The organism is Chryseobacterium paridis (genome assembly GCF_016595215.1).
Lineage (GTDB): Bacteria > Bacteroidota > Bacteroidia > Flavobacteriales > Weeksellaceae > Chryseobacterium > Chryseobacterium paridis.
Genome location: NZ_JAENHK010000010.1, coordinates 1,010,304 through 1,029,977 on the forward strand (window position 1 = coordinate 1,010,304; position 19,674 = coordinate 1,029,977).

The following is a 19,674-nucleotide window of genomic DNA, read 5'->3' on the forward strand; positions in this document are numbered from 1 at the left end:
AACCGAGAAAATTCTCGGTTTTTATTATTTACGATTTCGGAGTCCATTGACCAAAAAATTCTTTCACTTTTTCTAAGCTATATCCTTTATCCTGCTCTAAGACATCACTCTGCTGAACATGGATCATTTTACCATTTTTATCTAAAATAATAAATACCGGATACCCATACTTATCTCCCGGGTTACCATATTGTGCAAAAATCTTCTCATTCTTATTATCTGGCGAGAAGTTGAGATGGTAATACAAATAGTTCTGATCTACCATTTCTTTCAATTCAGGAGTCGTTTGTACAAACTGATTAAATCTTAAACACCAGATACACCAATTTCCACCAGCCTGTATCATGATATTTTTATTTTCTTTTTTTGCCTGAGCAATCAGTTTATCAATATCTTTTTGTGCATCAGCTTTTGGATCATAAGGCTTCGGTAGTTTAGCCTTTTCTTCTGCTGCCTTTTTCTTAGCATCCAGCTCTGCAGGATCAGTCTTTACAAGCAACGCCTTATCTCTTGAATCCCTTTCAGGAGTTTTCTTTGTTTCCTGAGAAAAAACAAAAGTACTTACTATCAGGAAAGCTGCAATTGACAATTTTTTCATAACATAAAAGTAAAAAAATAATACTTATTACAAGCAAAAAGGGAACCATATTTTTATTATCACTAAATTTGCATGTTTTATGAATTTCCTGATCAAGATACTATACCTGATTTCTAAGCTCCCGTTAAAAATATTATATATTTTTTCGGATATTATTTTCTTTTTAAACTATTACATTGTAGGTTATAGAAAAAATGTAATAACCGAAAATCTCAGAAAATCTTTTCCTCAGAAATCAGAGCAAGAGATTGGCGAGATCAGGAAAAAATTCTACCTTAATTTTTCAGACTATTTAGTAGAAACGGTAAAATCATTCAGTATTTCTGAAACAGAATCCAGAGTCAGAATGCAGCATATCAATCAGGAGGTATTCCATGAAGCGAAGGCAGAAGGAAAAAATATTATCCTGCTGGCTGGCCATGTATTCAACTGGGAATGGATCAATGCACTGGCAACAATTATCCCTCAGGATCATTGTCATCCCGTTTACAGGAAAGTAAACAGTGACTTTTGGGAAAATCAAATGAAGAAGGTCCGTAATAAATTTGGAAATGAGGCTTTAGAGGCTAATGAGGTCATCCTTAACATTTTCAGATCCAAAAATGATGGAAGCTCGGCTTATATGTTTGTAGCCGATCAGACTCCACATTTTGCCCATATTACTTATGGTCTGGAGTTTCTTAATCAAAGAACTCCTGTTTTTGTAGGGTATGATAAGCTGGCCACAAGAATGGATCTCGCTTTTATTTATTGTGAGATGAAAAAAGTAAAGCGAGGCTTTTATCAGGTCAATTATCATAGAATTCGTCCTGATGGTGAAAAGTTTGTTGAACATGAAGTAGTGAAAAAGTTTCATAAATTATTGGAAAACACTTTACATAAAAACCCTGATAATTATCTCTGGTCGCATAGAAAGTGGAAATATCAGGATTCTATCAAAAATTTTGATTCAGAAAAAAAATAGATCAGATGTCAAAAAAATTAGCAGTTGTTATCTTAAACTGGAATGGCAGAAATTGGCTGGAAAAGTTTCTTCCAAGTGTTGTACACTTTTCTTCTGAGGCAGACATCTATGTAATTGATAATCTTTCTACAGATGATTCTATAGAATATCTGAACACTCAATTTCCAACAGTACATATCATTAAAAATGATAAAAACTACGGTTTTGCAGGCGGATACAATGTAGGTTTAAAAGATATACAAGCTGAATACTATTGTTTATTAAATTCGGATGTAGAAGTAACTGAAAACTGGCTTCCACCAGTATTGGATATTTTTGCGAAAAATTCTGAAATAGCAGCTATTCAACCTAAAATTTCATCATTTAATAATAAAAGGGATTTTGAATTCGCCGGAGCAGGAGGAGGATTAATAGATAATTTAGGATATCCTTATTGCAGGGGAAGAATATTTGATGATGTAGAAGAAGATAAAGGACAATATGACGATGAAACAGAAATATTCTGGGCCTCAGGATGCTGTTTTTTTGTTCGGTCAAAAGATTTTTGGAACCAACATGGTTTTGATGAAAGGTTTTTTGCCCATCAGGAAGAGATAGACTTATGCTGGAGATTTATTAATACAGGAAAAAAAATATATTATACTGGAAAATCTACTGTTTACCATGTAGGTGGAGGAACTTTAAATAAACAAAGTGCACAGAAGACTTATTTAAATATCAGAAATAATCTTTCCATGATGCTTAAAAATTTGCCTTTCCCAAAGTTGATATGGCTTATTTTTTTCAGACTTTGTTTAGATGGTATTGCAGGAATATATTTTGGTTTAAAAAATGGCTTCCCGCATCTTTGGGCTGTTGTAAGAGCACATTTTGGTTTTTATGCGCAACTTCCGGAAACATGGAAACGTCGTCAGAAGAATCAGAAAAATGGATTTTATCAGAGTAAATGGCTTATATTTAAGCACTTTTTGGGGAACAAATAATTTAATAGTGGAAAATTGAAAGTGGAAAGTTGAAATTAAAAGTTATGAATTAAGAATTATTTTTGCTAAACCCTAAATCCTCAAACCCTCAAACCCTCAAACTCTAAACCCGTAACTCGTAAAAAATAACCAATTACCTTACAACCTATAACTTATACTCTTAAAAATGGATTTTTGTGCAATAGATTTCGAAACAGCAACCAATGACAGAAGCTCGGCTTGTGAACTTGGGGTTTGTATTGTTCAGGATTCTAAAATTGTTGAGACAAAAACCTGGCTGATTAAGCCTCCAAGCTTTCCTTATTTTAGCAGGTTTAATGTAGCAGTTCATGGTATTGAACCAGAAGATGTGAAGGATTCACCTACTTTCGATGAGATATGGCATGAAGTCGAAGAGATGATGTATGGAACACTAATGATTGCTCATAATGCGAGTTTCGATGCGGGAGTGTTAAGGGGTTGTCTTAAACATTATGGGATATTTACTCCCAAATTAAATTATTTGTGCAGTATCCAGCTGGCTAAGAAATCCTGGAATTATCTCCCTAAATATGGACTTAAACACTTATCTGAGTATCATCAGATCAGCTTTAATCACCATAGAGCCGGAGATGATGCTGAAGCTTGTGCTAAAATTTCGTTATTAGCTTTCGAAAAATTATTTCTAAGCAGTAATGAAGAAATTCATGACTACTTGCGTGCTAAAATAAAACAGCTTTAGTTTTAATTGCTTAAAACTTCAGAGAGCAGGTTGAATTTTGGAATATCGATTTCAAAACTTTCCTGAGTCTCCATGTTTTTAACCAGGTATTTCCCGCTCATATTTCCTACTCCGGAACGAAGCATCACATTAGAGAAATAACCGAAATTTTCACCTATAGCAATCTCTGGTGTCAATCCTATCACCCCATCTCCAATGATTTCTGTATATCCAAAACCTACGTCGAAGATCAGCCATTTTCTTTTCAAAACTTTAATAGGAAAATCACCGTCGTTTTCTATGGTAATGTTATACTTAAAGACATAACGGTTTTCTGAGGGGTAACTGTTTTTAATATCATATTCAGGAACAACTGAAACTTTGATATTGGAAGTTATTTTTGAGAACATCACTTAATATTTGTTTAAATAAATACAAAAATCTCGCCTTTTTTAAGACGAGATTGTAATTTATATTATAATTTTCTTAAAATTTATAATTCTAATGCTTTTCGTTCGTTACCACCCATTAATATTTCAACAGGATTGTCGATACCTTCTTTTACAGCAACAAGGAATCCTACAGATTCTTTACCGTCAATAATTCTGTGGTCATAAGACATAGCCACATACATCATTGGACGAATTACAACTTGTCCATCTACCGCTACTGGTCTTTGGATAATGTTGTGCATTCCAAGGATTGCAGATTGAGGAGGGTTGATAATTGGAGTAGACATCATAGATCCGAAAGTACCACCATTGGTAATTGTAAATGTACCACCAGTCATTTCATCAACACTGATTTTACCATCTCTAACCTTAGTAGCCAAATCTTTGATATTAGCTTCGATACTTCTGAAAGTCATATCTTCAGCATTTCTCAATACAGGAACCATTAATCCTTTAGGACCAGAAACCGCAATTGAAATATCACAAAAATCATAGTTTATTTTGAAATCTCCATCGATAGATGCATTTACATCAGGATACATTTGCAATGCTCTTGTAACTGCTTTTGTAAAGAAAGACATGAAACCAAGTCCGATTCCGTGCTTTTGAGCAAACTCATCTTTATATTGCTTTCTGATTCTGAAGATCTCAGACATGTCAACCTCATTGAATGTTGTTAACATGGCTGTTTCATTCTTTACAGAAACTAATCTTGAAGCAATTTTTCTTCTTAGAACTGAAAGTTTAGTTGTAGTAGTAGCTCTTGATCCGTTAGTAGAAGATACACTTCCCATTGCAGGAACAGCAGCTAATTCAGCATCAGTTTTAGTTACTCTTCCATCTCTTCCAGATCCGGAAACTTGTCCTGCATCAATTCCTTTTTCGTCAAGAATTTTCTTAGCAGCCGGAGAAGGAGTTCCTGTTGCATATGTTTGAGCAGCAGCTACAGGTTGAGCAGCTGGTTTTGGAGCTTCTTGAACTGGTGCAGCTTTAGGAGCCTCCTCTTTTTTAGGAGCTTCTGCAGCGGGAGCAGGAGCTGCACCTTCTGGTTTAGCAGCATCCATATCAATTAAACAAACTACCTGACCTACTTGTACAACTTCACCTTCTTCTGCCTTTAAAGTAATAACACCACTTTGCTCAGCAGGAAGTTCTAGAGTTGCTTTATCTGAGTCTACCTCAGCGATTGGTTGATCTTTTTCTACATAATCACCATCTTTCACAAGCCAAGTCGCGATTTCAACTTCTGTTATTGATTCGCCCGGTGAAGGAACTTTCATTTCTAAAACTGACATATCGTATTTTTTATTTTTTAATTGATTATTATTAATTGATTAAACCGTTACAGGTCTTTTTGTTGGAGCATCATTGGTATTAAAAACCTTGTTGATTACTGCATTCTGATTTTTTTCAAACATCTTGTGACTTCCCGGAGCCGGAGCAGCGCTAGGTACAGCAGCAATTACCTGAATTCCTGTATCCCTGAAGTTTCTTAAGATATAAGACCAAGCCCCCATATTTTCAGGTTCTTCTTGAGCCCAGATTAATTCTTTTCTGTTTTCATATTTACTGAAAATTTGCTCAATAGCATCAGTCTGTAGCGGATATATTTGCTCAAATCTTACTAATGCAATATTTTCAGCATTAAGCTCTTCTTTCTTAGCCAGTAATTCGAAATAGAATTTACCTGAACAAAGAACCACTTTTTCTACTTTTTTAGGATCTGCAGTAGGATCATCCAAAATAGGCTGGAAAGCTCCGGTTGCAAAATCTTCTAATGGAGAAACCACTTTTGGATGTCTCAACAATGATTTAGGGCTCATTACAACCAATGGCTTTCTGTATGTCCATTTCAACTGTCTTCTTAGTAAGTGGAAATAGTTAGCCGGCGATGTAACATTAGCTACTACCATATTCTCGTTGGCACAAAGAGTAAGGAATCTCTCCAATCTTGCAGAAGAGTGTTCAGCTCCTTGTCCTTCAGAACCGTGAGGCAATAACATTACTAAACCATTTTGAATTTTCCATTTTTCTTCAGCAGCAGCAAGATACTGGTCAACAATAATTTGAGCTCCGTTTACGAAATCCCCAAACTGTGCTTCCCAAATCGTTAATGTGTTTGGAGACACCATTGCATAACCATAATCAAATCCTAAAACACCATATTCTGAAAGATGAGAGTTATAAACATCAAATCTATTTTCAGAAACATGTCTTAATGGGATATATTCTTCTTCAGTATCTTCAGTTTTTACAACCGCATGTCTGTGAGAGAAAGTACCTCTTTCTACATCTTCTCCTGATATTCTGACGTTATGACCTTCAGTAAGCAATGTAGCATAGGCTAACCATTCTCCTAAAGCCCAATCTAAAGAGTTTCCTTCAATTGCTTTTACACGGTTTTCGAAAAGCCTTGTAATTTTACTAATGAATTTTTTATCTGCAGGAAGTGTTGACATTTTAATAGCAAGCTCTTTCAGCTTAGCTAAATCATATGTAGTATCCACTGAAGACTGCATAGCACCTCTTGTAGCAATTGGATAATTGGTCCAGTCCTCAGACATAAACACATCCATTACGTTTTTCTCTATTTCTTTAGAAGCATCAAAGTCTTTATCTAAAAGCGCTTTGAAATCAGTTTCCATTTTTTTCAGGATATCATTAGAAACGATACTGTCCTGAATCAATTTATCTTTATAGATCTCCCTTGGATTAGGGTGTTTAGAAATCAGCTTATATAAATTAGGCTGCGTAAATCTTGGTTCATCCCCTTCGTTATGACCATATTTTCTATATCCTAATAAATCGATATAAACATCTTTTCCAAACTTCGCTCTGAAATCAGCAGCAAAATGAATAGCGTGTACTACAGCTTCAGCATCATCTGCATTCACATGCATTACCGGAGATTCAGTAACCTTAGCAATATCTGTACAGTATGTAGATGATCTTGCATCTGCATAGTTAGTTGTAAATGAAACCTGGTTATTGACAACGATATGAACCGTACCTCCTGTTTTATATCCTTCCAAAGTCATCATTTGTGCTACTTCATACACAATTCCTTGTCCTGCAATAGCTCCATCTCCGTGGATAATAATTGGTAAAATTTTAGAATAATCTCCTTTATATCTGTCATCTACTTTAGCACGGCAGATTCCTTCTACTAAGGCAGCTACTGTTTCTAAGTGTGATGGGTTTGGAGTCAAATTAATAGAAACTTCTTCGCCTGAAGCTGTTTTAATTTTTTTAGAAGATCCTAAGTGATATTTAACGTCACCAGAGAATACATCTTCTTCAAACTCTTTTCCTTCGAATTCAGAGAAAATCTGCTTATAAGATTTTCCGAAAATATTGGACAATACATTTAATCTTCCTCTGTGAGCCATTCCTAAAACAACTTCATCAACTCCAAGTTGAGAAGATCTAGAAATTAACTGATCAAGAGCAGGAATTAATGTTTCACCTCCTTCTAAAGAGAATCTCTTTTGACCAACAAATTTTGTATGAAGATAGTTTTCAAAAGCTACAGCCTGATTCAACTTTAATAAAATCTCAGTTTTTTCATTAGCTGAAAGACTTGGATGGTTTTCGTTTACCTGTAACCATTTTTTGATAAAATCTTTCTCTTCAACATTGTTGATATAAGTATATTCAACACCGATAGAATCACAATAAATATGCTCTAAATGAGTGATGATATCCTGTAGTGTTGCAGGTTCTTTCATTCCTGTTTCAACAGCACAGTTGAATTTTGTATTTAAATCTTCCTTACTAAGACCGAAATTTTCGATATCCAAAGTAGGAGTATAATGTCTTCTTTCTCTTACAGGGTTTGTTTTTGTAAACAAATGTCCTCTTGTTCTGTAAGCCTCAATAAGGTTTACAACTTTAAATTCTTTCTTGATGTGCTCAGGAACCTCTCCGTTTGATACCGCCTGAGATATTTGCTGTACTGCAGGGGCAGTATTAGCTGGAGCTTGAATGTATTGGATGTTATCTTCATCACCGTAGTTCTCCAAAGCAAAATCGAAACCTTGAAAGAAGGCTTTCCATGATGGCTCTAAAGAATCCGGGAATTTTAAGTATTGTTGGTATAAATCCTCAATTAACTGAGAATGAGCTGCGTTTAGGAATGAAAATCTGTCCATTATTACAGTTTATCTATTATTAAATTTTGTTTGTATAATTAATCCTCAAATTTAATAAAAAAAACCGACTTGGGACAGTCTACAATTATTAAAAAAACTATAAAAAATATAATTTGTATAAATTTACTTATACACTGATAATGAAAGCTTCATATTCACATCCTGATCCTCCATAGGGCGTTCTATAAAAACCTGATAAATATCACCAAAACGCATTTCATCTTTCTTTGCTTTTTGGATCAATTGCTGAATTGCTTTTACCCTTCCGGCGTAAGATCCTTTATAATAAATAATATAATTCTGGGTAGGGCTTACTGATCTGAAACTAAAGTTATTATCCGTAATTCCTATTTTCTTAGATAAAGGAATTCCCATAAAGTAAGAAACTTCTTTATCCTTGTAATTATCAGCATCAGTAATCAGCATTGGAAATCCGAACTCATCTTCTTTTTTACCTAAATCCATGCTGATGTAATTATAAACTTTATTATAGTTCATCACAATGTTTTTATACAATGCATCTTTTTTATTGGATGTACTTACATTGATTCCCAATAATAACTTTCCTTCTTCATTTTCAACCATTAAGCTGTCATACTTGATTGCAGCCATCTGATTATCCTTCTCTACTTTATTGCCTAAAACATTTTTAAGATTGGTCATGCTTTTATCAATATTCTCAGCAAATCGATCTTCTGTCCAAAAGTTTTCTACTCTTCTCAATACAGAGAGTTTTGGAGTGTGCACAAACCAGGTAATTTTTGTTTTCTCAGCAGAAACAGCTTTGAATTTTACATCCACAAGAGTTGGATTCTCATTTTTATCTTCAAAAAGCTGATATCTCAATGTCTGATTAGGATTTTCGTATCGGATGAACATTTCTCCATCTCTGTCATTTTTGGGATCCACATAGCTTATAGCACTACCCATCCCTTCATATGGGGTATAATAATCAATATCAATCGACTGCGAATTGGTAAAGAAATTATTCCATCGGGTAAAATTCTGTAAATTATTAAACTGATGAAATACTTTATCCACCGGAAAATCTATTTCTTTTTCTATTTTAAAGTTTTTACTGTCCTCCACAAAATAGTACATGGAAAGCGCATAAGCACCTACCAGCAAAACAACAATTACACTTATTATTTTAATAAAACGCATCGCACAAAAGTAAGACAAATAAAAAAAGTGACCAATATATTGATCACTCTGGTTGTATGTTTATTTTATTTATAATATTCAATTTCCCTAGTCCACATATATAAATCTTTTCCGTCTACATTTTTAATAATTTTCTTCCAGTTTTTTTGTTTATCAAAAGTATATTTGAATGTAATTACAGTCGGTTCTATATCTTTATCCTCACTTCCATATTTATCTAAATAATACAATTTTGTTATGTAGTTACCATCATATACGAATCTTAAATCATACCAAATCTTATCATTGTAGTACATTGTTCTTCTCTCTAGTTTTTGATCTTTGGTATAAGTATAAACAGTATAAGAAGTTTTTCCATAATCATCATTTTTTTCTTCTCTAATTATTCTTCCATTTTCAAACATAATATAAGAATAGAATTTTCCATCTTTAAAGTCAATCTGTTTTGCTAGATTTCCAACCTTGTCATATTCATATTTAAGATGTCTCGTTAAGGATACTCTTTTGTTTTGAAAATCTTCTTCATAATTGAAAAATTTCTCTTCCACCACTCGATATTGTTTATCATAAACCTTAATTCTGGTCAATCTCTTATGGTAAATAGAATCTTTTGCTCTTGTGTAGGAACGCTCATCAACACTTTTCCAAATATCATTTGTAATTGCAAAAATGCTATCAGTCTTTGAAATAGTATCAAACTTCGTAACGAATAAAGGTTTAAAGCTTTCAAGATTATTTACAAATATTTCCAAAGGCTCATTCTCCCATTTATAATAGTATTTCTTAAATTTAGCAATTTTACTATTCTTGTCATAAAAGTAATGAGAAGATTTTTCTGAATATTTATTTTTAGAGCTTTCTGTAATTATTCTATTTAAGTCATCGTACACATAGGTATAGTCATCTACTATTTCACCGGATTTATAATACCAAATCTCTTTTATAATATTTCTATTTTTATCAAAATACACCTCATTGTTTATGTACCTGCAAAAGTTGGTTTCGAACCAAGTATCTTTCATTCTGTTTCTCAAATTTTTAGGAGTCATTATTACCGCATGCCCATATTCGTCATCTCCCTTCATAAATGTAAACGGACCAGAATCATTCAGAAAAATTACAGATTCTTTTATAAATTTAGGTTTTCCAAAAATTGAATCTTTAATAACCTGAGAGCTAAAAAAAGCAGATAAAAGAATAAAAAGAAATAATAATCGTTTCATTGTTGAAATCTTTAAAGCAATACGGAGAAGTATTAGATTCCTCCTCCGTATTATTCTTGTCAAAGTTGTGGATTTTTTTGAATTTCAATAAGTAATGTAAGTTGGTATTCCATTAGATTCTATCCAATATGAGTTCCTGGTAGCAAAACAGCCCCTTTTTTCACGACTACAATTCCATCTTGAACAGAATGTGTTTCATAATCCCCATCATGTAGATGCTTACCTCCAATGATCCTTACATTATCTCCGATATAGCAGTTCTTGTCTAAAATTGCTTTTTCTATATAGCAGTACTTACCAATTCCCATATTAGGATAGCCTTTTCTATCATTCATAACAATTTCTGTAGTATTCTGATAGAAATCCGCACCCATCACATAAGAATTTACAATAGTACTTCCTTTATCTATTCTCGTTCTGTTTCCTATCACAGAATTTTCAATTTTATCTGCCATAATAATACATCCATCTCCAAAGACTGCTTTACTTACATAAGATCCATTAATTTTTGATGGCGGAAGCATTCTTGCTCTTGTATATATAGGTGATGATGAGAATAAATTAAATTGTGGAAAATCCTGGCATAAATCCAGGTTGGCTTCGTAAAAAGACTCGATAGTTCCTATATCGGTCCAATATCCTTCATACTGATAACTTAATGTAGTATAGCTTCCTATTGAATTAGGAATAATATCTTTTCCAAAATCGTCTCCTGCCCCTTCATCAAACATTTTTTTCAGAATACTTTTTGTGAATATATAAATTCCCATAGAAGCTAAATATTCTTTTCCTTCATGTTTGTTGTGTTCTGAAACTTCAGATTTCCAATCTCCCAAAACATCCATACCAGGTTTCTCAACAAAAGAAGTAATGTTTCCTTCATCATCTGATTTTAAGATTCCAAAACCAGTTGCATCTTTAGCATTGACCGGGATAGTAGCAATGGTAACATCCCCCCCTTTTTCGATATGATAATCCAACATCTCTCTAAAGTCCATCTGGTATAGCTGATCACCCGATAGAATTAAAATATAATCATAATCATACTTCTCAAGATGTTTCATCGACTGTCGAACAGCATCAGCTGTCCCCTGATACCAACTTTCGTTTTCAACATTTTGCTCAGCTGCCAGAATATCTACAAATCCTTTACTGAAAATATCAAAATGATATGAGTTTTTAATATGAGAATTTAAAGAGGCGGAATTAAACTGAGTTAAAACCAAAATCTTATTCAATCCCGAATTCAAACAATTGGAAATAGGGATATCTACCAGTCTGTATTTTCCGGCAATTGGAACGGCTGGTTTTGACCTTGAATAGGTTAATGGAAAAAGTCTCGTTCCTCTACCTCCTCCCAAAACAATGGAAATAACATTGCGATTCATAAATATCTTGCGTTTTATTTAATTAGATTTACTTTTCTATTCCTAGTATCCACTTGTACTCTAAAACATTCTTTGTTTTCATATTGTAGATTATTGTTAAAAACAATTACCTCATATAAACCCTGATCATTTAATTCTTTAACTTCTTTATCTACACCATCAATTTCTATATTGTAATCTTTAAGCTTTTTTCTGAACAATTTATTTGTAATTAAAACATCCATAACTTCCACCTTATTTAACATGAAATTTTCGACATCCTTATCATACCTAGCTTTCCAGTCTTTGCCATATTTCGCATCTAATGCCACAAAAGTTTTCTTGTTTTCAATATCAACACTATCCATTAACTTCTGATCAACATCACAACCTGCTACGTCAATATATTTGATTTTCCATTTTTCTGCAATTCCATTTCTTCCTTCTACATTTGACATGTTGGGATAACCATATCCTAAGATCTTATAATATCCATCAGTAGGTGCCATTTTTTCTCTTCCTTTTTTACAAGATAAGGCCAGGAGCAATAATAAAAAAAGAAAAAAGGCTCTCAATATTTTACTTATTATATAATGCGATATACTTTTCTGCCGATTTCTCCCATGCAAAATCAAACTGCATATTTGACGCAATAAGATCTTCCATGGCTCCTTTTTGATGATAGATGTTTAATCCTCTGTTCATAGCATGAATCACATCATCTACTCCCGGATAAGAAAAATTTAATCCGGCCCCACCTGTAGAAATATCGGCTACAGTATCTTTTAATCCTCCCGTATACCTTACAATTGGCACTGTTCCATATCTCATGGAGTACATTTGATTCAATCCACAAGGTTCTACTCTTGACGGCATTAATAAAAAGTCCGCTGAAGCATAGATTTTATGAGATAAATATTCTTTATATCCAAGATCCAAAGCAAAGTTGCTATAGAGATATTCGTATTCCTTTAATTTATCTTCGATATATCTGTTTCCCGAACCGAGGATCATAATATTTAAAGCACCCTGGCTTTGTCTTATACTTCTCCAAACTACATCAGGCAGCAAGTCAGCCCCTTTTTCAGTTGCGAACCTTCCTATAAAAGCAAACAAAGGAAGCTCCGGTTTTAATCTATATTCTTTACAAAGTTTTGCCTTGCTTTTCTTTTTCTGCTCAACAGCATTTTTACTACTAAAATTATAATCCAGCATTGGATCTGTTTCAGGGTTCCACACTTCGGTATCAATACCATTGATTATTCCATATGCTTTTCCGTATTCTTCACGAACAAGGCTTTCAAGTCCCCGGAAGCTTATGAACAATTCTTCCAGATAACCTTCCGAAACAGTTGTAAAAGCAGTAGAACATTTAATCATACTTGCTAAAGGATTAATAAATCCGTTCCAATCCAAAAGCCCCCATTTATAACTATCAAATGCAGGCATATAATGTGCCATTCCCCAACTCATCATTCCCTGATATTCCCCATTATGAATGGTTCCAATGGTTTTCACTCCTTTTAGGAATCTAAATTCCGGACAATGTTCGATCATAAAAGGAACCAATCCTGTATGATAATCATGACAATGTAAAACATCAGGACGAATTTCCATGGCACTTAACCAATGTAAAGCCCCATGCTGAAATGCTAAAAACTGAAAACTTTCATCCTGATAACCATAAGGATTATCGCGGTCCAAAAGTCCCGGTATTTTCACCATATACAATTCAAAACCCAAAACATCAGTCTTCTCTTTCATTACCACCACCTGAAGCATTGTACCTCCCTGATGAATAAAACCATCAAAAACAATATCAAATTCATGGTCATGCACAAAAGCTTTATTGTACCAAGGCATTACAACTTTAGCTTCAACTCCTTTTATTTTATTCTGATATTTAGGTAATGCGCCCACAACATCTGCCAAGCCTCCTACTTTTGCTATCGGATAACATTCCGTGCTAAGATGATATACAATCATTTTACTTTTTATGTAATTTAATTCTATGTAATTTATACTTCTTATCTCTTTTCTGTTTTAAAATTAATCCAGCTAATGGGGGTAATTTTAATGTAATTGATTTTGACCTGTTCATCCATTCTTTATGCTCTTCTTTCAGAATCTCTGGATCAACGCCTCCTCCACTATACCTTTCATCATCAGAATTGAAAACAACTTCCCAATGCGTTCCTTCATTTATGCCAATCTTATATTCTACAATTCGGGGTGTAAGATTTAGAACCACCATACAAACATCATCTCTTCTTTTTCCTTTTCTTAAATATACATACACCGAATTATCCTGGTCGTCCGCTTCTATCCATTCAAAACCCTTAGGATTAAACTGATTTTCATAGAAAGCAGGTTCATATCTGTACATATGATTCAGATCCTTTATCAGAGTCTGCAAACCTTTATGAACAGGATACTGTAATAAATGCCAGTCCAGGCTTTGCTTAAAATTCCATTCACTGGTCTGCCCAAATTCATCACCCATAAAAAGCAACTTTGCTCCCGGATGGGTATACATATATACATACAATGTACGAAGATTGGCAAACTTTTGCCATTCATCACCAGGCATTTTATAAATAAGACTCGATTTCCCATGTACGACCTCATCATGTGAGAGGGGCATCATATAATTTTCATTATACATATACATAGATGCAAAAGTCAGTTTATGATGACTCCCTTTTCTGTGTATAGGATCCAGTTTAAAATAATCCAAAGTGTCATGCATCCAGCCCATCATCCATTTCATTCCAAATCCTACTCCCCCATTATGTACGGGTTTTGTGAGCAAGGGAAAATCCGAACTCTCTTCTGCTATGGTAATGATGTTATTTCCAAATTCTTTATATACTGCAGTATTGAATTCCTGTAAAAAAGCTTTTGCTTCAAGATTTACATTTCCTCCATATTGATTAGGCTCCCATTCACCCTCATTACGCGAATAGTCTAAATGAAGCATAGAGGTTACAGCATCTACACGCAATCCATCTGCATGGTATCTTTCAAGCCAAAACATAGCATTCGAAATCAGAAATGATTTCACTTCATTCCGTCCATAGTTAAAAATATATGATTTCCAATCCGGATGGAACCCTTTTTTAGGATCCTCATGTTCGTATAAGGAAGAACCATCAAATTTATATAAGCCATTGGCATCACCCGGAAAATGTGAAGGAACCCAATCCAAAATCACACCAATTCCATTTCGATGCAGCTCGTCAATCAGATACATGAGATCCTGAGGAGAACCGAACCTGGATGTCGCAGCATAGAAACCTGTAATCTGATATCCCCAACTGGGATCGTAAGGAAATTCCATTACGGGCATAAATTCTACATGCGTAAAACCCATTTCTTTAAGATACGGAACAAGCTTTTTAGCTATATCCCGATAGTTTAAAAACTTATCCGGGCTGTCTTCTTCTCTTACCCATGAACCTAAGTGTATTTCATACACTGAAATCGGAGATTCTAAACGGTTTACTTCCCATCTGCTATTCATCCACTCTTTATCACTCCATTCGTACCATGTTGTAGATACCAATGATGCAGCCTGAATGTTTTGTTCCCAGCTTAAGGCATATGGATCACTTTTTTCCAGAATTTCTCCATAGGCAGTTTCTATAGCATATTTGTACAAAGTTCCCCAGGTAAGTTCAGCAATAAAGCCTTCCCAGATCCCCGATCCATCCCAACGGGGATATAAAATATGATCTTTATGGTTCCAATTATTAAAATTTCCAATCACAGAAACCTTTTTAGCATTGGGAGCCCACACCGAAAAATAAACTCCCTGAACCCCATCTTTTTCTACAGAATGTGCCCCGAACTTATCGTACAGCTTATAATGCTTACCTTCTTTAAAAAGATAAACATCATGATCCGTAAAAAGAGTATATGTTTTAACAGAGTTCATTTAGTGTTTAATTTATATTCTTTGAAACTACGAAAAATACAGTTAGAAACAATTAATTAAAATTCAAATAATTGTTATATAAGTTACTTCATCCACGTTACTATCAAATATATAAAATTTAGTAATCTCTAGATTTGTTTTTATCTAAAATTTCTGAGTGGATATATATAAAGTTTTTTTATAAATTTAGCAGTAATTTTTTAAAAACACATGATGAAGTTTAAGCTTTACACGGAAGAAAGTGACGACAGAACTGTATACATAACAGGAAACTTTAATAATTGGAATCCTAAGGACAGTAATTATCAGCTTACATCAACAGACCCTAACAATTACAGTATCGATATTGATGATAACATTCTTCCTACCAGCATTGAATATAAATTCACAAAAGGAGGCTGGGAAAACGTCGAACTTGATCAATATGGAAACATTACCCCCAATAGAAAAATTGAAAAATCTGTTGCTAGCGTTTCTGACGTAGTTAAAAAGTGGAGGCTTAACTGGGGACCTTTTAAAGATGAATTTTTCCCTATTGTTGAAATTATCTCGGAAGAATTTTACATTCCTCAACTGGACAGGTATCGCAAAGTATGGGCATTACTTCCCTATGATTATTATGTTTCGAACAAAAGCTATCCTGTTTTGTATCTACAGGACGCTCAAAACCTTTTCAATGAAGGAAGTGAATATGGAAACTGGGAAATAGATAAAAAGCTTTCTATTCTTTCAGAATATGGTCGTGGAGATGTAATTATCATTGCCATAGAGCATGGAAGTAAAGAACGAATAAAAGAATACATATTCGATAATGATAATGTTGCCAATGGTTCAGAAGGGAAAAAGTATATCCGGTTTATCACAGATACATTAAAACCATTTGTCGACGAACATTACCGCACCAAAAAAGACAGGGAAAATACTGGTATTGGTGGCAGTTCTTTAGGCGCTCTAATAAGTATATACAGCGGATTTCTTTATCCGGAAGTATATTCTAAATTACTGATCTTCTCTCCTTCACTTTGGGTAGAACCCAATAACAATTTTCCATTGATGAACTTCAGAGTCCCTTTTAAAACAAAAATATATTTATACGGAGGCGGAAAAGAAGGCTCCAAAATGGTAAAGAGAATTCATATTTTTGAGGAGTATCTAAGAAAATGGGAGAAGAAAAACCTCTTTGATTTTGAGTTTAAAACCAACATCAATCCCGAAGGTACCCATAGTGAATTTTACTGGTCCCAGGAATTCCCAAGAGCTATTGAATGGCTGTTCTACGACAATATAGAAAATCCGGTAGAAGTAACTCCACAACAAAAAAGTATTAAACAGTAAAGGATATGAAATTAATCAATAAAAAAAATAAAAGCTATACTCAGATCTTCCAGTTATTTACAGAAGAAGAATGGGCTAAAACCAGTAAAAATTTCAATAAAAATATTTCGACTTTTTTCACGGGAAAGAAGTATGAGATTTTTATTAATACTACAGAAGAAGGAATTCATTACTTTATCGGTTTAGGAAAATCATCCGCTCAGAATTTTGAGATCCAACAGGTTGCTGTAAAGTTTTCACAAGCCCAAAAGAAAAACCTAAAAGCTGTTCCTACTTTACTATTAGGAGATTTTATAGATCAAAAACAGTTTGAAGAATTTGTAAAAGGGCTACTCGTTGGAACCTACCATTATCCTTTCGATAAAAGCCATCCATTCTGGAATACCAAGTTTGAAATTCATTTCGAAAATATAGGCCAGAAAAAACTGGATTCTATCGGTCACCGAACGATTGCATTAACGAATGGGCAGACAGCCTGCCAGGAATGGCTAAACAAACCAGCCAATCTTAAGAAACCGAATGCTCTAAGTTCATACCTTAAAAATCTAGCAAAAGAATATCAGTTAAAATACACAGTATTCAACAGAAAGAAATGCGAAGAACTAGGCCTTGGAGCGTATTTATCCGTTAACCAAGGGAGTGCTTATGATGCAGCTTTCACAATTCTTGAATATAAAACAACCGTTAAAAATGCTAAGACCATTGGTTTAATTGGTAAATGTGTATTATTCGATACAGGAGGAATCTCCTTAAAGGATCACCAGAATCTGCATTATATGAAATCTGATATGGGTGGAGCAACAGCTGTTTTGGGAACCTTAATTTATGCTTCAGAAATGCAGCTTCCTGTAAACCTTATCGTTATTTTACCCATTACAGATAATGCTATTTCTGAAAATGCTTTTCTTCCAAGTGATGTGATTACTGCTTATAACGGAAAAACCATTGAGGTATTAAATACAGATGCAGAAGGAAGGATGATCTTAGCTGATTCCCTTTCTTATCTTGCAAAAAACTACAAAACCGATCTCCTCATTGATCTGGCAACATTAACCGGAAGTTCAGTAAGGATGTTTGGTGATACCTGTGGGGCATTATTTTCTAATGACAAAGATCTAAGAGATCTCCTATTAAAAACCGGAGATAAAACCAACCAAAGATTATGGAATCTTCCTTTATGGGATATTTGGAAAGATGATATTCAATCTGATGTAGCAGACTTAAAAAACATCTCTATGAAACCGATTGGAGATTGTATTATTGCTGCAAAATTTTTAGAACAATTTATAGAAGATCACCCTAAGTGGGCCCATTTAGATATTGCAGGTGTAGCATTTGGAAGCGTTGGCTATGCTAAAGAAAAAGCAGCAACCGGCTTTGGAGTGCAATTACTGGCCGATTTAATCGAAAATTATCACTAAAAATTAGTTTATTACAAAATTTCTCTGTATAATTGATTTAAGATTTTCAAAATCTCAGCAATGCGTTATTTTTAATATTAATTAATCAATAAATTTTTGCTTTTATTTTTGATAATCTATCAAAATTTAAAAAACACTGTATGGAGGAGAAAAGCATAGTATGTATTTCGTGCTATTACAAGGGCTATGATTTCATGGACGAAATGAAGAAGCTCGGTAATAAAATAATCTTGATTACATCCGAAAACATCAAAGAAAAAAACTGGCCGTGGCACGCCATTGATGAGGTATTTTATATGCCCGAACTCAAACCTTCTGTTTGGAATCTTGATCATTTGATCCAGGGTTTCTCCCATTTGATGCAGACCCGAAAGATTGATGCAGTAGTTGCTCTTGATGATTATGATGTAGAAAAGGCAGCATTGATAAGAGAAACGTTCCGTATTCCGGGAATGGGACAGACTACCCATCGATATTTCAGGGATAAACTTGCTATGAGACAGAAAGCAAAAGATTCAGGTATTAATGTTCCAGAATTCACTCCCGTTTTTAATAATGATGAAGTGAATACATTTATTGAAAATGTACCTGCTCCATGGGTTTTAAAACCACGCTCAGAAGCTTCTGCGTCAGGGATCAAAAAAATCTTAAATAAAGAACAGCTTTGGGAAGCCTTGAATGCATTAGGAGAAGAACGCCATCTCTTTTTACTGGAAAGCTTTAAGCCGGGAGATGTTTATCATGTAGATAGTTTAACTTTCAACAAAGAGGTTGTTTTCACATCAGCATCTAAATATCTGGCACCTCCAATGCAGGTTTCACATGAAGGTGGTGTTTTTCGAACAAAAACCCTTGGAAGACTTTCAGAGGAATTTAAAGCACTCGATGAGGTAAATACAAAGCTTCTCTCCAGCTTTGGGTTACTTAACGGAGCCACCCATACTGAGTTTATCAGGAATAAGGAAGATGGGAAATGGTATTTCCTTGAAACATCATCAAGAGTAGGTGGTGCTCATATTCCTGATTTGGTTGAGGCTTCCAGCAACATCAATATTTGGAGAGAATGGGCAAAAATTGAAGATGCTCTTTTAAGAGCTAAAGATTATACGGTAGCAAGACCTGCAGAATATTATTCAGGATTAATTATTGCCTTAATAAAGGATCAGCATCCCGATTATGGGGATTTCGAATGTGACGAAATTGTAAAGTACCTTCCTATAGACTATCATGTGGGAATTGTTTACAAATCAGAAAATGCCGATGTTGTTCAGGAAAGGTTGGATACGGCTGCGGAGAAAATAAATACCCATATGCTCAATATTTTACCTCCGAAAGATAAATTAATGAGCTAGATCATCAATTATAAATTTAATTATTCT

16 protein-coding genes are annotated in these 19,674 nt (G+C 34.2%); 6 read left to right on the forward strand and 10 right to left on the reverse strand.

Annotation, left to right across the window (positions count from 1 at the left end; translation table 11 throughout):
* Positions 1-28: 28 nt before the first annotated feature.
* On the reverse strand, positions 29-598 hold the full coding sequence (locus tag JHL15_RS14070; RefSeq protein WP_200246715.1) for a thioredoxin family protein: 570 nt from the start codon (positions 596-598) through the stop codon (positions 29-31).
* Between the two features lie 79 nt (positions 599-677).
* Here JHL15_RS14070 and JHL15_RS14075 point away from each other — a divergent pair, with 79 nt between their 5' ends.
* The 3 genes from JHL15_RS14075 (at position 678) to JHL15_RS14085 (ending at position 3,266) form a co-directional block, all read left to right on the forward strand.
* Positions 678-1,562: a lysophospholipid acyltransferase family protein gene (locus JHL15_RS14075; protein ID WP_200246717.1), complete on the forward strand. Its 885-nt coding sequence runs from the start codon at positions 678-680 to the stop codon at positions 1,560-1,562.
* 5 nt (positions 1,563-1,567) lie between these two features.
* Positions 1,568-2,545 (forward strand): glycosyltransferase family 2 protein, encoded by a 978-nt coding sequence (locus JHL15_RS14080; protein WP_200246719.1) that lies wholly within the window; start codon positions 1,568-1,570, stop codon positions 2,543-2,545.
* A 166-nt stretch (positions 2,546-2,711) separates the two neighbouring features.
* Positions 2,712-3,266, forward strand: coding sequence for a 3'-5' exonuclease (locus JHL15_RS14085; protein WP_200246721.1), 555 nt, complete (start codon positions 2,712-2,714; stop codon positions 3,264-3,266).
* A gap of 2 nt (positions 3,267-3,268) precedes the next feature.
* On the opposite strand, the gene apaG is transcribed toward JHL15_RS14085, so the two are convergent.
* From apaG to glgB, 9 genes are all read right to left on the reverse strand, one after another.
* Positions 3,269-3,655 (reverse strand): Co2+/Mg2+ efflux protein ApaG, encoded by a 387-nt coding sequence (gene apaG / locus JHL15_RS14090; protein WP_234047777.1) that lies wholly within the window; start codon positions 3,653-3,655, stop codon positions 3,269-3,271.
* An 83-nt stretch (positions 3,656-3,738) separates the two neighbouring features.
* Positions 3,739-4,992, reverse strand: a complete 1,254-nt coding sequence (gene odhB, locus JHL15_RS14095) for a 2-oxoglutarate dehydrogenase complex dihydrolipoyllysine-residue succinyltransferase (protein WP_200246725.1) — start codon at positions 4,990-4,992, stop codon at positions 3,739-3,741.
* Positions 4,993-5,031: 39 nt separating this feature from the next.
* On the reverse strand, positions 5,032-7,848 hold the full coding sequence (locus JHL15_RS14100; RefSeq protein WP_200246727.1) for a 2-oxoglutarate dehydrogenase E1 component: 2,817 nt from the start codon (positions 7,846-7,848) through the stop codon (positions 5,032-5,034).
* A 123-nt stretch (positions 7,849-7,971) separates the two neighbouring features.
* On the reverse strand, positions 7,972-9,012 hold the full coding sequence (locus tag JHL15_RS14105; RefSeq protein WP_200246729.1) for an SRPBCC domain-containing protein: 1,041 nt from the start codon (positions 9,010-9,012) through the stop codon (positions 7,972-7,974).
* 65 nt (positions 9,013-9,077) lie between these two features.
* Complete coding sequence (locus JHL15_RS14110) at positions 9,078-10,235, reverse strand: hypothetical protein (protein WP_200246731.1); 1,158 nt, start codon at positions 10,233-10,235, stop codon at positions 9,078-9,080.
* Between the two features lie 119 nt (positions 10,236-10,354).
* Entirely contained in the window at positions 10,355-11,623 is a 1,269-nt protein-coding gene (locus tag JHL15_RS14115) for a glucose-1-phosphate adenylyltransferase (RefSeq protein ID WP_200246733.1), read from the reverse strand.
* 14 nt (positions 11,624-11,637) lie between these two features.
* On the reverse strand, positions 11,638-12,111 hold the full coding sequence (locus JHL15_RS14120; protein ID WP_200246735.1) for an FEKKY domain-containing protein: 474 nt from the start codon (positions 12,109-12,111) through the stop codon (positions 11,638-11,640).
* Between the two features lie 70 nt (positions 12,112-12,181).
* Complete coding sequence (locus JHL15_RS14125; protein ID WP_200246736.1) at positions 12,182-13,588, reverse strand: glycogen synthase; 1,407 nt, start codon at positions 13,586-13,588, stop codon at positions 12,182-12,184.
* Position 13,589: 1 nt separating this feature from the next.
* Positions 13,590-15,539 (reverse strand): 1,4-alpha-glucan branching protein GlgB, encoded by a 1,950-nt coding sequence (glgB, locus tag JHL15_RS14130; RefSeq protein WP_200246738.1) that lies wholly within the window; start codon positions 15,537-15,539, stop codon positions 13,590-13,592.
* Between the two features lie 213 nt (positions 15,540-15,752).
* Here glgB and JHL15_RS14135 point away from each other — a divergent pair, with 213 nt between their 5' ends.
* From JHL15_RS14135 to JHL15_RS14145, 3 genes are all read left to right on the forward strand, one after another.
* Positions 15,753-16,874 (forward strand): alpha/beta hydrolase-fold protein, encoded by a 1,122-nt coding sequence (locus JHL15_RS14135; protein ID WP_200249174.1) that lies wholly within the window; start codon positions 15,753-15,755, stop codon positions 16,872-16,874.
* Between the two features lie 5 nt (positions 16,875-16,879).
* Entirely contained in the window at positions 16,880-18,295 is a 1,416-nt protein-coding gene (locus JHL15_RS14140; protein WP_200246740.1) for a M17 family metallopeptidase, read from the forward strand.
* Between the two features lie 140 nt (positions 18,296-18,435).
* Complete coding sequence (locus tag JHL15_RS14145; RefSeq protein ID WP_200246742.1) at positions 18,436-19,647, forward strand: ATP-grasp domain-containing protein; 1,212 nt, start codon at positions 18,436-18,438, stop codon at positions 19,645-19,647.
* Positions 19,648-19,674: the final 27 nt, after the last annotated feature.

Coding starts and splice junctions, on each gene's coding strand:
- JHL15_RS14145 (WP_200246742.1), top strand. CDS start 18,436: ATGGAGGAGAAAAGCATAGTATGTATTTCGTGCTATTACAAGGGCTAT.
- JHL15_RS14125 (WP_200246736.1), bottom strand. CDS start 13,588: ATGATTGTATATCATCTTAGCACGGAATGTTATCCGATAGCAAAAGTA.
- apaG (WP_234047777.1), bottom strand. CDS start 3,655: ATGTTCTCAAAAATAACTTCCAATATCAAAGTTTCAGTTGTTCCTGAA.
- JHL15_RS14070 (WP_200246715.1), bottom strand. CDS start 598: ATGAAAAAATTGTCAATTGCAGCTTTCCTGATAGTAAGTACTTTTGTT.
- JHL15_RS14085 (WP_200246721.1), top strand. CDS start 2,712: ATGGATTTTTGTGCAATAGATTTCGAAACAGCAACCAATGACAGAAGC.
- odhB (WP_200246725.1), bottom strand. CDS start 4,992: ATGTCAGTTTTAGAAATGAAAGTTCCTTCACCGGGCGAATCAATAACA.
- JHL15_RS14105 (WP_200246729.1), bottom strand. CDS start 9,012: ATGCGTTTTATTAAAATAATAAGTGTAATTGTTGTTTTGCTGGTAGGT.
- JHL15_RS14100 (WP_200246727.1), bottom strand. CDS start 7,848: ATGGACAGATTTTCATTCCTAAACGCAGCTCATTCTCAGTTAATTGAG.
- JHL15_RS14075 (WP_200246717.1), top strand. CDS start 678: ATGAATTTCCTGATCAAGATACTATACCTGATTTCTAAGCTCCCGTTA.
- glgB (WP_200246738.1), bottom strand. CDS start 15,539: ATGAACTCTGTTAAAACATATACTCTTTTTACGGATCATGATGTTTAT.
- JHL15_RS14140 (WP_200246740.1), top strand. CDS start 16,880: ATGAAATTAATCAATAAAAAAAATAAAAGCTATACTCAGATCTTCCAG.
- JHL15_RS14115 (WP_200246733.1), bottom strand. CDS start 11,623: ATGAATCGCAATGTTATTTCCATTGTTTTGGGAGGAGGTAGAGGAACG.
- JHL15_RS14135 (WP_200249174.1), top strand. CDS start 15,753: ATGAAGTTTAAGCTTTACACGGAAGAAAGTGACGACAGAACTGTATAC.
- JHL15_RS14120 (WP_200246735.1), bottom strand. CDS start 12,111: ATGGCACCTACTGATGGATATTATAAGATCTTAGGATATGGTTATCCC.
- JHL15_RS14080 (WP_200246719.1), top strand. CDS start 1,568: ATGTCAAAAAAATTAGCAGTTGTTATCTTAAACTGGAATGGCAGAAAT.
- JHL15_RS14110 (WP_200246731.1), bottom strand. CDS start 10,235: ATGAAACGATTATTATTTCTTTTTATTCTTTTATCTGCTTTTTTTAGC.